Origin of the sequence: Candidatus Palauibacter irciniicola (assembly GCF_965208695.1) — a bacterium.
Lineage (GTDB): Bacteria > Gemmatimonadota > Gemmatimonadetes > Palauibacterales > Palauibacteraceae > Palauibacter > Palauibacter irciniicola.
On record NZ_OZ242352.1, the window covers coordinates 2,642,889 to 2,655,396 of the forward strand.

11 protein-coding genes are annotated in these 12,508 nt (G+C 69.0%); 4 read left to right on the forward strand and 7 right to left on the reverse strand.

Translation table 11 applies throughout. The features are described from left to right. Positions 1 to 5: 5 nt before the first annotated feature. The 6 genes from ACOGI9_RS11445 to ACOGI9_RS11470 all read right to left on the reverse strand — a co-directional run bounded on the left by ACOGI9_RS11445 (position 6) and on the right by ACOGI9_RS11470 (position 7,306). Positions 6 to 1,442 carry an aldehyde dehydrogenase family protein gene (locus ACOGI9_RS11445; RefSeq protein ID WP_419857250.1) on the reverse strand — a complete coding sequence of 479 codons (1,437 nt, stop codon included), beginning with the start codon at positions 1,440 to 1,442 and terminating at the stop codon, positions 6 to 8. Positions 1,443 to 1,604: 162 nt separating this feature from the next. Continuing rightward, entirely contained in the window at positions 1,605 to 4,370 is a 2,766-nt protein-coding gene (locus ACOGI9_RS11450) for a TonB-dependent receptor (protein WP_419857251.1), read from the reverse strand. 122 nt (positions 4,371 to 4,492) lie between these two features. Next, positions 4,493 to 5,398: a hypothetical protein gene (locus tag ACOGI9_RS11455; RefSeq protein WP_419857252.1), complete on the reverse strand. Its 906-nt coding sequence runs from the start codon at positions 5,396 to 5,398 to the stop codon at positions 4,493 to 4,495. Between the two features lie 192 nt (positions 5,399 to 5,590). Next, positions 5,591 to 5,803 (reverse strand): cold shock domain-containing protein, encoded by a 213-nt coding sequence (locus tag ACOGI9_RS11460; RefSeq protein WP_310757763.1) that lies wholly within the window; start codon positions 5,801 to 5,803, stop codon positions 5,591 to 5,593. 151 nt (positions 5,804 to 5,954) lie between these two features. Further along, positions 5,955 to 6,731: a DUF6065 family protein gene (locus ACOGI9_RS11465; protein ID WP_419857253.1), complete on the reverse strand. Its 777-nt coding sequence runs from the start codon at positions 6,729 to 6,731 to the stop codon at positions 5,955 to 5,957. Positions 6,732 to 6,745: 14 nt separating this feature from the next. After that, positions 6,746 to 7,306, reverse strand: a complete 561-nt coding sequence (locus ACOGI9_RS11470) for a hypothetical protein (protein ID WP_419857254.1) — start codon at positions 7,304 to 7,306, stop codon at positions 6,746 to 6,748. A 229-nt stretch (positions 7,307 to 7,535) separates the two neighbouring features. Here ACOGI9_RS11470 and ACOGI9_RS11475 point away from each other — a divergent pair, with 229 nt between their 5' ends. After that, positions 7,536 to 8,783: a DUF1015 family protein gene (locus ACOGI9_RS11475; RefSeq protein ID WP_419857255.1), complete on the forward strand. Its 1,248-nt coding sequence runs from the start codon at positions 7,536 to 7,538 to the stop codon at positions 8,781 to 8,783. Positions 8,784 to 8,804: 21 nt separating this feature from the next. Here ACOGI9_RS11475 and ACOGI9_RS11480 read toward each other — a convergent pair whose 3' ends face one another. After that, entirely contained in the window at positions 8,805 to 10,418 is a 1,614-nt protein-coding gene (locus ACOGI9_RS11480) for a benzoate-CoA ligase family protein (RefSeq protein WP_419857256.1), read from the reverse strand. A gap of 126 nt (positions 10,419 to 10,544) precedes the next feature. On the opposite strand from ACOGI9_RS11480, the gene ACOGI9_RS11485 reads away from it, so the two are divergent. From ACOGI9_RS11485 to ACOGI9_RS11495, 3 genes are read left to right on the forward strand one after another with little or no spacing between them, the layout of a single operon-like run. Then, the gene (locus ACOGI9_RS11485) at positions 10,545 to 11,312 is read left to right on the forward strand and encodes a creatininase family protein (protein ID WP_419857257.1); all 768 of its coding nucleotides are present in this window, start codon (positions 10,545 to 10,547) and stop codon (positions 11,310 to 11,312) included. After that, positions 11,309 to 12,091 (forward strand): SDR family NAD(P)-dependent oxidoreductase, encoded by a 783-nt coding sequence (locus tag ACOGI9_RS11490; protein WP_419857258.1) that lies wholly within the window; start codon positions 11,309 to 11,311, stop codon positions 12,089 to 12,091. The genes ACOGI9_RS11485 and ACOGI9_RS11490 overlap by 4 nt, the downstream gene beginning before the upstream one ends. Beyond that, a complete protein-coding gene (locus tag ACOGI9_RS11495; RefSeq protein WP_419857259.1) occupies positions 12,088 to 12,495 on the forward strand; it encodes a RidA family protein in 408 nt (135 codons plus the stop codon). The genes ACOGI9_RS11490 and ACOGI9_RS11495 overlap by 4 nt, the downstream gene beginning before the upstream one ends. Positions 12,496 to 12,508: the final 13 nt, after the last annotated feature.

Below are 12,508 nucleotides of genomic sequence, written 5' to 3' on the forward strand. Positions count from 1 at the left end.
GGTGCTCACTTCGCCCCCTCGTGATAGCCGAGGATCGCCTTCACCTCGAGGAACTCCTCGAGCCCGTGGCGACCCCACTCGCGCCCGTTGCCGGACTGCTTGTAGCCGCCGAACGGCACCCGGAAGTCCGGACGCGCGCCGTTCAGGTTGACCTGGCCGGACCGGATCCGGCGCGCGACGGCCCGTCCGCGTTCGCGGTCCCCGGCCGACACGTAGCCGGCGAGACCGTAGAGCGTGTCGTTCGCGATGCGAACCGCGTCATCGTCGTCCTCGTAGCCGATGAGCACGAGCACCGGGCCGAAGATCTCCTCGCGCGCGACGACCATCTCGTTGTTCACGTGCGAGAAAACCGTCGGCCGGACGTAGTACCCACGCTCCAGTCCCTCGGGCCGACCGGGGCCGCCCGTCGCGAGGCGGGCACCCTCCTCGATTCCCCGCTCGATCAGCCGCTGGATCCTGTCGAACTGCACGTCGGACACCGCCGGGCCGATCGTCGTCCCCTCGGCGCCCGGAGCGCCGACCACGACCTTCCCGGCCGCCGCCGCCGCGATCTCCGCGGCCTCGTCCATCCGCGAATGCGGCACGAGCATGCGCGTCGGCGCGTTGCAGGACTGTCCGGTGTTGTTGCAGACGGCGAAGACGCCCCGGGACACGGCGCGCCCGAAGTCGGCGTCGTCCAGGATGATGTTGGCCGACTTGCCGCCCAGTTCCTGCGCGACGCGCTTCACGGTGGGCGCCGCGTTCCGGGCCACCTCCACCCCCGCCCGCGTGGAGCCCGTGAACGAGACCATGTCCACGTCGGGGTGGGACGCCAGCGCCGCGCCCACCACCGGACCGGCGCCGTTCACGAGGTTGAAGACGCCCGGCGGCACGCCGGCCTCATCCAGAATTTCCGTGAAGATCAGCGCGTTCAGCGGCGCGACCTCCGACGGCTTGAGCACCATCGTGCACCCCGCCGCGAGCGCCGGCGCCACCTTGCAGGCGATCTGGTTCAGCGGCCAGTTCCACGGCGTGATGAAGGCGCACACCCCCACCGGCTCCCGCACGAGGAGCGAAGTTCCGAGGTCCGTCTCGAATTCGAAGTCCGCGAGGATCTTCAGCATGGTTCGGAAGTGGGCCAGGCCGGACGGGACCTGTGCCTGCGCGGCCAGCGCCATCGGCGCGCCCATCTCCGCGCTTACCGTCGCGGCCAACTCCGCCGAACGGGCCGCGTAGCCGTCGCAGATACGTTCCAGCAGCGCGACCCGTTCTTCCCGGTCCGTCTGCGAGAACGAGTCGAATGCGGCCTTCGCGGCCGCCACCGCGGCGTCCACGTCGGCCTGCCCACCCATCGCGATGGCCCCGATCACCTCCTCGGTGGCCGGGTTCACCACGTCCAGCGTGTCGTCGACCGACGGTTCGACCCACGCCCCATCGATATGGAAGTTGCGGAAGTTCTCCACGGATTCCCTTTCCTGCGCCGCGCGACGCGGCGTCCTGATGGTTCCGTAAAACACGACCCCGGCGGGGGGCGGCCTTCGCCTCCCGCCGGGGTCGGATCCTACCCTCCGGGCTCGCCCTCGACTACCGGCGATCCCGGATCCCGTCCGACTACGCTTCGGAACTCACCCGGTCAGCCACGACCACCGGTAGTTCACGCGGACGTAGTAGTATCCGCCGTTGAAGCCGAACGGCGAGCTCTCCGGATAGAGCAGACCGACGTCGTCGGCCGTGTCCGGAGCCTGCGTCGCCGGATACGTGTCGAACAGGTTGTTCGCGCCGATCGTGAGCTCGGCGTCGTCCGTGAGGTCGGTCGACAACTCGAAGTCGACGAGGAACCGGCCGGGGAAGGCCGTGCCCTCGACGCCGCCGATCACCACGCCGCCGACGTCCACCCACGAATCGTACCAGGTACCGCGGACGAGAGTGCGAACCCCGCCCAGCGAGTGCAGCACGTTGAGCGAACCCCGCCACGAGGGGACGGACTGCTCGAGCTGATCCACCCGGTCCGAGTCGATGACGTCGGGGTTGAAATCGGTGACGGACGTGCCGTTGTAGTTGAAGAGCGCGCTGAAGCTCGTCGCGCCACCCATCCCCGGGGGCGTGTAGTTCGCCACAACATCGAGCCCCTGCGTCCTCGTGCTGAAGTCGTTCGTGAAGAACCGGAACTCGGCGAGGTTCGCCGCGCTCGTGACTCCCTCCGACAGAAGACGCGTGACGTCTTCGGGCGCGAGCTTGAACGTCTGCGTCTGCGCGAAGCGGTCCGAGATCGCGATCCGGTAGTAGTCCACCGTCAACTTGAACGCGTCCGCGTCGAACACGGCCCCGGCGGTGAGGCTGAACGCCTTCTCGGGCGTCAGCTGCCGCCCGCCCTCAAGGGCCGCCACGGCCGACGTCGAGGGGATCGTGCCGCGGTTGACGAGGTCGCCGATCGTCGCGTCGAACACCGTCGACACGTTGAAGGCGTTCTGCTGCCCCGGCGTCGGCGCGCGGAAGCCGGTGCTCCCGCCCGCGCGCAGGGCGACCGCGTCGCTGACCTGCAGGCGGCCCGAGACCTTCCCCGTCAACTGGCTTCCGAAGTCGGAGAAGTCCTCCAGGCGCAACGCGGCGCCGAGCGTCCACGGGTCTTCGCTGCCGCCCAGCTGGATATCTCCGTAGATCGCCACGTTCTGGCGGTCCCAGTTACCCGCGGCGATCGGGCTGAAGCCCGGGAAGCCGTTGGAGGACGAGCTGAAGCCCTGCGCGGCGTAGGGCCCGATCTTCCACGACTCGTCCTGCCCCTGCCCGATCGTGAAGCGCTCTTCCCGCCGCTCGAGTCCGCCCGCGAGGTGGACCCCGTCGCTGGCCTCGTACGCGACGTCGAAGTTCAGGTTGAACTCATCCTGCCGGTACAGCCCCGGGTCGAAGTGCGTGGGCGTCTCCGGCCCGAGCGCCGCGTTCACCGTGTTGTAGATGAAGAAGTCGGCGGTGTGGCTGCCGAAGCTGGCGCTGGCATCCCACGTAAAGCCGTCCTCGTTGCCGCCCTTCACGCCGCTGACGACGGACCAGTCGGTGACGTTGCCGCCGAACTGGGGCGTGAAGCCGCCCGGGAACATCTCCTGGAACGAGAAGCAGTTCGGATCCGCGAAGACCTGCGCCAGCGCCACCGGGTCCGGCACATGGTTCGTGATGGGGACCTCCGGACAGTTCGCCGTTCCGAGACCCTTCGCCATCAGCACGTCGCCGATGAGAAGCGACTTCCCGCCGTCACCACTGAACACAGAGCCGCGCGTGTTCGGATTACGGAAGAAGAACCCGCCGTCCACCTCCTTGGTGGAGAGGTTCCCGAAGGCGTAGAACTGCTCGTCGTCGCTGAACGTGTAACCGGTGTTGAGCCACACCTTCAGGTCGTCGTTGACCTCGGGCGACCCCCAGATCTGGGCCGTCGGCGTGCGGACGGCGCTGTTGCCGGCCGCGAGGAGCGCGATGGCATCGGCGCGCTGGATGGCCCGGTCGGTCGGATCCTGGTTGCCGTATTCCACGCTGAGGTTGGCGAAGCCGGTAGCCCCCAGCGGAACCCCGACGTTGCCGGCGACGGTGAGCATGTCGCCATCGCCTTCGTAGTAGCTGCCGCTCTTGACCTCGATCATGCCGCCGTCGCGGTCGTCCTTCAGGATGAAGTTCATCACGCCGGCGATGGCGTCGGAACCGTACTGCGCCGAGGCGCCGTCGCGCAGAACCTCCACCTGCCGCAGCGCGATGCCGGGAATGGAGCCGATGTCGACGCCCTGGGCTCCGTCCGAGAGACCGGCCCCGAGCCACGTGATGATCGACCCGCGGTGCCGCCGCTTCCCGTTGATCAGCACCATCGTGTGATCGGACGCGAGCCCCCGCAGGTTCGCGGGACGCGTGATCGTGGCGGCGTCGCTGATGGGCTCGACGCGGACGTTGTAGGACGGGACCACGGTGCGAAGCAGAAAGTCGATGTTCGTCTCTGCCTGGCTGGTGATCTCGGACACCGGGATCACGTCCACGGGCACCATCGACTCGGTCACCGTTCGCGGCTGCGCGCGGCTTCCGACGACCACCAGCTCACCAAGGTTGATCGCCTGGAGTTCCAGCGCGAAGTCCTGGTTTGCCGTCTGGCCGCTCACGACCGAGACCGTCTGCGTCTGAATCGCGTAACCGATGAGCCGGACTTCGACCGCGTGGTCGCCGGCCGGAACGCCGGGAATCGAATAGGCGCCGCCGGCGCCCGAGCCCACCGATATGTCGAGCGCGGGGATCGCGACCCTCGCGCCGCTGAGGCCGGCGCCGGCCGGATTGGTCACCCTGCCCTCGATGGTCCCCTGGGCATAGGCCGCCGCCGGCGCCGCCAGAAAGGCGAGAGCCAGCAATGCTCGTTTCAGCATACTCAATCTCCTGAGGTTGGTTGTACTCAACTCCCGAAGTTGGTCGGTTCAAACAGGTCGGCTCGAAACTTCCCGTTCCCGAGGGCCCGAGCCGAGGAGCCCGCGGGACGTCCGGAGATGCTCTAGAGCGGAGCCCAGGGCATCTCGATGGACCTCCACATGTGTGCGACCGGACTGTTGTCGTACCCGAGACCCTCCTTTGGCTGCTTGAAGTGACGCCCGATGATGTCGATGAACGGGTCCAGCGAGACCTCCATGCCATCCTGGAAGGCATACGTGTCGTTGACGCAGATCATGCGGGCCGAAACATACAGCGGGTGGCCTTTCGCGTACTCCGCCGCCTGCTTGATGTAGTCCGGCGGGATGTAGTCCTCGCCGAAGATCCGGTTGTACAGCTCCGGGTATTCGTACCCGTACTCCTCGTCCGGATAGAAGCGCAACGCGCCGTGATACCGGATGCCCCAACTCACGTACTCGGGAACATACGGTTCGTAGAGCTGTGCGCCCCACCAGCCATGATCCACCTTGATCAGGTTCTGCACCGTGTCGTGGAGCAGGCCCGCGAGGACGTTCTCCTCGGGCTGCCCGTCATTCAACGCGTGAGTCGCGCTCTGCAGGACATGCCGGGCGGGCCAGAACCGCAGGCGGAAGAAATCCTCCAGCGTGGGATTCGCGGGGAGGGGTTCGACCACCTCGTCGGTGGGCCTGAACAGGTTGCCCGTTCCGCGCGGGGGCCTGACCTCCTGCCCGGCATCGTGATCGTCGTGGTGATCTTCGTGCCCGAATTCGGCTTCGGCCTCCGCGGCCTCCGCCAGCAACTCGTTCTCGTCGAGGAGCCGCGGGTCGAGGTCTTCGGTCCGCGGAACCGGACCGTGGTGGTGATGATGGTCGTGGGCGTGACCCGGATCCTCGCCATCGAGGAGGTCGCACATGTAGTGCTCCAGGGCCTCCGCCTTGTCCTCGGGTGTCATGACCGCGAGGGCCCCGGCACCAACCGATGCGAGGAACTTTCTTCGGTCGATCTCCATGATTCCCTCCCGGCGCTGGAGGTGACGCGACGGTTACACGTTCAAGGTGAATAAACAGGCGCGAGACCGCTAGGGAGGAAGGGTCGCGCGAGGCCGCCAACGAAATGCGGGGCCGCCAAAAAAAGGGGGCATCCCGTCCCGGACGCCCCCTTCCTGCCTGTCTCTCTGCGCGATGCGCGATCTACCGGCGGATCAATAGGCCTGCTTGACGACGTTCTCGGCTTTGGGGCCTTTCGGTCCGTCGACGACATCGAGTTCGACCTTTTCGCCTTCCGCCAGGCTCCGAAAACCATCCGCCTGGATCGCCGTGTGGTGAACGAAGACTTCGGCGGATCCATCATCGAGCGCGATGAACCCGAAGCCCTTTTGATCGTTGAACCACTTGACTGTGCCGCTTCTGCGCATGCCCGTGCTCCTGAAGATATGGATGTCGCCGAGAGTACGGGCTTGCCGCACATGCCGACCACAATGCCGGCGAACCTGATCCGGTTCGCATTTTCCGGAGCCCAGAATACGTGGGAAATTTGCGGTTGTCCATGCGCCGGGCGGGACGCGTCTATTTCCTTACGGAGAGGAAATCGCGCAGCCGGAGCTTCGTCTGGTGGTCCTGCATCCGCATGCCGCGCATGTTCTGGCCGCGAATATAGGTCCGCTGCCAGCCCTGTTGAACCGCCTCCTCGTCCTGGGCGTGGAGGTCGTCGATGAACTGGGCTCGGGATTCGTGCCACGTCGTGTACTGGTTCGCGATGAGCTTGTCGTCCCACAGCTCCCGGGTGCGGGGACGCACGTTCTCGAGATAGTGCCGCGGAATGGGGACGATCCGGCAGATCGGCTCTCCCTCGTCGAAGCGGATCCAGTGCTTGGGCCGCGTGACCTTCCAGTTCATCGTGAACGAGAACGGAGCCCAGTCGGTCTCGATGATCCCGTCGAGCGGGGCGATGCCGTCCTTTGGAAGGTTGGGGCAGCCTCGCGCCCAGAGGTTGTGTCCCTTCGTGGTGCGGAACAGATAGCCGGGCGTGAAAGTCAGGACTCCGCTCCCGAAATGGCTCGCGATGGCGGGGTGCGGCTCGTCCTCCCAGCGAAAACGGATGGAGTCCAGCGCGACCCCGCCGTCCCAGCGAATCCAGAACTTCGTGGGGCAGAGCAGGTCCCAGCCGGCCTGGTTCGCGATGAGGAGCGGGAGGCAGCGGTAGGCGAAGCGGTCGGGCGTCTCGTCCATCCACTCGCGACCCTGGTCGCCCGTCACGATCTCGAGGGCGGTCTCCGCGACCCGGAAAGCCGTCAGTTCGATGCCGCGCGCGGACTGCGGCCGCGCCTTGGCCTTCTTCGCCACGGGAGAGCCGCGCCCTACCGCGCCGAGACCCGGTTCGCCGGCCCGCCTCCGCCGCCGCCTTCGGCGGCTTCAACGAGCGACTTGCCGAGATCCAGAGGGACGAGCCGGCCACCGATCTCCGCGACGCCCTGAATGCGGACCCAGCGGTCGAGAAGGGTGACCTGGAGCACGGTCTCGAAGCCGTCGCTCGTCGCGGTGGGGTCGATCTTCATCGTAATCCTCCGCGCACCGACGTCGTACTCCCACGAACCGTACAGCCGGGTGTCGAGGGTCGTACCGCCCGGCCCGAATCCGGTCAACGTGAGCCGCGAACTCAGGTTCTGGATCGACCCGAAGACGAGACGGACATCGGAACCGGGGGGGAGGGGCTCGAAGTCGTCGGGAAGATGCGGCACCTGGCGCCTGAGAAGTTCGAGCGGCCGGTAGGCGCCGACGATGGTGTGATGGACGGTTCGGTATGCGGGGCCGTACGGGTTGTCGTCGAACTCGCACCCGGTCACGGCAGCCGAGAGGGCAGCGACCGAGATCGCCCACCCGATGTCTCGCGCCCGGACCCGCGCCTTGTAGCGTCCCATCCTGTTCCCACCTTCGTGGCGGCCGGGGGCCCGCGGACCGTCCGCGGCGTGCCTCCAACCTCGACGTACCTGCTCCGTCGCCCCTTATGAAACCGTCGCGAGGGGAAACCGGCAACCCCGCGCGGGCGCGCGCGCCGCGCGCCAGGCGTTGCGCCGCGTGGTCCGGCTCGGCAGGGTTGTCGCCGAACCGACTCTCACGCCAAACCCGAACCCCCCACGCCATCACGTCATGCTTACGATACGTCCCGTCCCGCGCGCGCTCGTACCCGTCGACTCCGAGGCCGCCCGCCGCGTCTCGGCTCGGAACTACGACGAATTCCAGGGGGATGCGGAGATCTGGGAGGCCATCCGGCGCGCACCCGACTCCGTCCTCAGCGTCACGATGGCGCACTGCGCGGTCGACAGCCCGACCGCGATTCCGCCGGGCGATTCGGAGGCGTCGCTGGAGCTCGCGCACCGCAACTTCCAGCGGCTGAGCGCCTCGCGTTTCACCCGCGAGGCGAAGCGGATCCTGTACCTCTACGAGATCGTGGACCCCCGGCGTCCCGGGGTGCGGCAGATCGGCCTGGGCGGGTTGGCCCGCACGAACGAGATCCGGACGGAAGACACGCCGGACGGGCCGATCATCCGCAACGAAGGGGTCCGCCCGCCCAAGGCGAGGGGACGCGCCCGACTCATCGAAGCCACGGGCGCCATCATCGGGACCGTGAACAACGCGGTGCCGGACGAGTCCGGGGCGTTCGCGGCGGCGCTCGAGCGCCACGCCGACGGAACCGCGCCCGACTTCGAGACCGGGGGCTCGGGAGACACGACCCATCGCATCTGGCTCGTCGCGGAACCGGGGGCCATTGCGCGCCTCCAGCGACTGCTCGCCGCGGAGCCCGAGGCGTACGTGGCCGACGGCAACCACCGGAGCGCGGCCGCCGCCATGCTGGGGTACGAGTCTTTCCTCGCGGTGTTCTTTCCGGCGGACCGGATGGGGATTTCCCCCTACAACCGGCTGGTCCGCCTCCCTCGCGAGCGCGATGCGGCCGCCGTCGACGCGGCGCTGGAGCGCTCCTTCGAGGTCTCGCCCGCGGGCGACGAACCTCTTCAGCCTCGCGAGACCCACGTGATCGGCGTCTATGCGGCGGGGCGCGGCTGGCGGCGCGGGACGCCCCGGAGCGGCGTGGTTGACGCCGCCGATGCCGCCGCCTCCATCGACCACGACATCGTGCAGCGGACGCTCTTCGCCGATCTCGGCCTGGCCGACGCGACGGACGAACGGCTCACGTTCGTGGGCGCGAACAAGGATGCGGCATGGCTCGCGGCCGAGGTGGACGGGGGTCGGGCCGACCTTGCCGTCACCCTGCCCGCGGTGACGATGCGTCAGTTCATCGAGGTGTGCCGGCAGCGGCGAATGATGCCCCCCAAGTCGACCTGGTTCGAGCCCAAGATCCGGAGCGGACTCGTCATGGCGCACCTCGACGGCGAGTAGCGGTCCGCCAGGTCTTGCAGGCTAGCTCCGGGACCGGTCGCGGAGCGCGGCGCGGTCGACCTTGCCCAGGTGCGTCCTCGGCAGATCCGCCGCGACGTGAACGGCGGCCGGCGTCTTGTACGAGGGCAGCCGCGAAGCGACGAACTCCCTGAGTTCCGGCGCTAGCTCGCCGGCGCCCGCGGCGGCCGATTTCGTCGGGACGACCCACGCGACCGGTTCCATGAGGCCCTCCGGAGTCGGCACCCCGACGACGGCCGCCTCCGCGACGGCGGCGTGTTGAAGCAGACAGTCCTCGACCTCGCCGGGGGAGAGCCATTTCCCCCTGACCTTGAGCATGTCGTCGCCGCGGCCGCAGTAGCGGAACACCCCGCGTTCATCGCGCACGATCATGTCGCCGGACACGTACCATTCGCCCCGGAAGGCCTCGGCCGTCGCCCCGGCCCGCTGCCAGTACCCCAGCGCCCGCGAGCCCCCGCGGACCCATAGCCAACCCACTTCGCCATCCGGAAGCTCTCGGCCCTCGTCGTCGCAGACCCGCACCTCGAAACCGGGAACCACCCGCCCCAGCGTTCCCGGATGTACCTCGTCGGGACGGTTGCTGAGGAAGATGTGCCACATCTCCGCCGTCCCCAGGCCGTCCAGGAGCGTCACCCCCCAGCGGTCGCGCCAGCGCCGGTGAAGTTCGGGCGGCAGTGCCTCTCCCGCCGAGGTCGCGAGACGAAGGCTCGACAGATCGCTCGCGGCGGCGTCCGGATGCGCGACCATGTGCCGGATCATGGTGGGGACGTTGACGAGCACCGTGGGGCGGAATCGTGCGATCCTCTCGAACAGGACATCCGGACTGCAGCGCTCCGGGAAGAGGGCCGCGGTCGCGCCGACCGAGAAGGGGAAGAAGAGGTTGGATCCGGTGGCGTATCCGAAGAACAGCTTGGGGACGGAGAGCGTGATGTCGTCTTCCGTGAGGCCCAGCACCCGCTTGCCGTAACACTCCGTCGTGTTCGCGAACGAGGCGTGCGTCTGCACGACGCCTTTCGGGCGGCCGGTCGTCCCGCCGCTGAACAGCCAGAGGGCGGCATCGTCCCGGTGGGTCGGGCAGGGTTCCAGCGCCGCGGGCTGGGCGCGAAGCCGTTCCGCGAAGGCCGGCTCGTCCACGACGAAGGTCTCGCGCGGAGCGGAGGGTGCCTCGTCCCAGGGGATGCCGGCTTCATGAGCCGCCGCGGATGCCGGCGCCCCGGAGATCCCCTCGCGGAAGAAGGGCGCACGGTCCGAATCCACGAGGAGGACGGCGCCGCGCGTGTAGCGAAAGAAGTACGAGATCTCGTCGCGCCGGAGCCAGGGGTTCAGCATGACGCCCACGGCGCCGATCCGCAGCGTGCCGAAGAGGGCGCCGACGAAGTCCGGTCCGTCCGGGAGCGCGATGAGGACCCGCTCCTCCGGTCGCACGCCCGCGCTGCGCAGGAGGTGGCCGTAGCGGTTCGCCAGCGCGTCGACCTCCGCGTAGGTCACCTCGCCGCTGTCCGTGAGGAGCGCGCGGCGGCCGCCCCGCCCTTCCCGGATGCGGTCGCCCAGGAAGTACTCCGCGATGTTGAAACGCTCGGGCGGATCGAAGATCGGCTGCGGCGCGGCGTCTCGCATCGGGCTCCGTCGGCGGGGGTCACGCACGGGTTCGGGTGTCGCACGGTATGCGCGACCCGGCGGGTCTACAACCGACCCGGACCGCCCGGACTTGCGCCTTTCCCCGGCACGGCGTAGCGAGACTCCATGACTCTGCACAGGCTTTCGGACCTCACCTGGGAGGAAGTCGGGGCCCTCGACCTCGATCGAACGGTCGCGATCCTCCCCGTGGGCGCGACCGAAGCGCACGGCCCCCACCTGCCTCTCGACACCGACGTCACCATCGCGGAAGCGATGGCGGAAGCCGGCGCGCGACGACTCTCGGCTGCGGGTCTGGAGGTCGTGCTCCTCGACGGCCTCCGGTACACGCCCGCCGCCTTCTCCGCGAGGTTTCCCGGCACGATCGATATCGGGGCCGCGACCCTCACCGCCCTCCTCGTCGACATCGCCACCAGCCTGCGCCGGGCCGGGATCGCGACCCTGGCGATCGCGAACGCCCACTTCGACCCCGCCAACCTCGAGGCGCTTCAGGCCGCCGCTGAGGCGGTCGGCGAAGGTGACTCCATTCGCGTCGTGTTTCCCGATGTGACGCGGCGGCCGTGGGGACGCCGGCTCACCGAGGAGTTCCGAAGCGGGGCCTGCCACGCCGGGCGGTACGAGGGCTCGATCCTCCTCGCCCGCGATCCCGGGCGCGTGCGCGAGGAGATCATGCGCGAACTGGAGGACAATCCCGTCTCGCTCGCCGCCGCGATCCGGGACGGGCTGGGAGACTTCGTGGAAGCGGGGGGGACGCGGGCCTATTTCGGCTTCCCGTCGCAGGCGACGGCGGAAGAGGGACGTGCTACCATTGAGACGCTCGGCGACATCCTCGCCGAGGCGGTGAGGGAAGCCCTGAGAGCGGAGGAAGAGTCGTGAGTCTTGCCGGACGTGGCGCGCTCGTCACGGGTGCGGGGCGCGGCATCGGGGCCGCGACGGCACGGGCGCTGGCGGATCGAGGCGTCCGGCTGGTCCTGGCGGCGCGGACCACGCCGGAGATCGAGGCCGTCGCGGCCGAGTTGCGGGACGGTGGCGGCGAGGCCTGGGCGATGACGTGCGACGTGTCGGACCCGGGGAACGTGGAGGCCCTGTGCCGCGAGGCCGGGCAGCGGCTCGGCGCCGTGGACATCCTCGTGAACAACGCCGGCGTGGCCAGTTCCGCGGCCGTCGTGAAACTCGCCCTCGAAGAGTGGGACCGGCTGTGGCGCATCAACGCGACGGGCGCGCTCCTCGCGATGCAGGGCGTGATGCCCGGCATGGCGGAACGCGGCTGGGGCCGGATCGTGAACGTGGCCTCGGTCGCCGCGCTGCGCGGCGCACGCTACATCGCCGCCTACGCCGCGTCGAAGCACGCCCTGCTCGGACTCACGCGTTCCGCCGCGGCCGAAGTGGCGGGCGCCGGGGTCACGGTGAACGCGGTTTGTCCCGGCTACGTCGACACGCCGATGACGGACGCCACGATCAGGAACATCGTGAAGCGAACGGACATGGCGGAGACCGACGCCGTCGAGGCGATTCTCGCGACGACGCCGCAGCGGCGGCTCATCGCCCCCGAGGAGGTCGCGGCATCCATTGCGTTCCTGTGCGAAGACGAAGCGCGGAGCATCAACGGCCAGACCGTCGTCCTGGACGGCGGCGCCACGGCGGCTCTCCAGTGACCGACGCGTTCGAGGTGCTGAACCCGGCCGCGCTGGGCGAGCCGCGGGGCTGGAACCACGGACTCCTCGCGCCCCCCGGCGGGCGCGTCCTGTTCGTCGCCGGGCAGACCGCGAGCGGATCCGGCGGACACGTCGAGACTTCGGACTTCGCCGCGCAGTTCGCGCTCGCGCTCGACCGCGTGCTGGCGGTCGTGCGGGCGGCGGGCGGAGAGCCCTCGCACATCGGACGGATGACCATCTACGTGACGGATCTCGCCGCCTACCGGGACGCCCGTTCCGAGCTTGGGGCCGCGTGGCGCGCCCGACTGGGCCGCCACTATCCCGCGATGGCGCTCGTCGAGGTCAGCGGGCTCGTCGATTCCGGCGCGCAGGTCGAGATCGAAGCGACCGCCGTCCTGCCGTGACCCCGCATCGCCC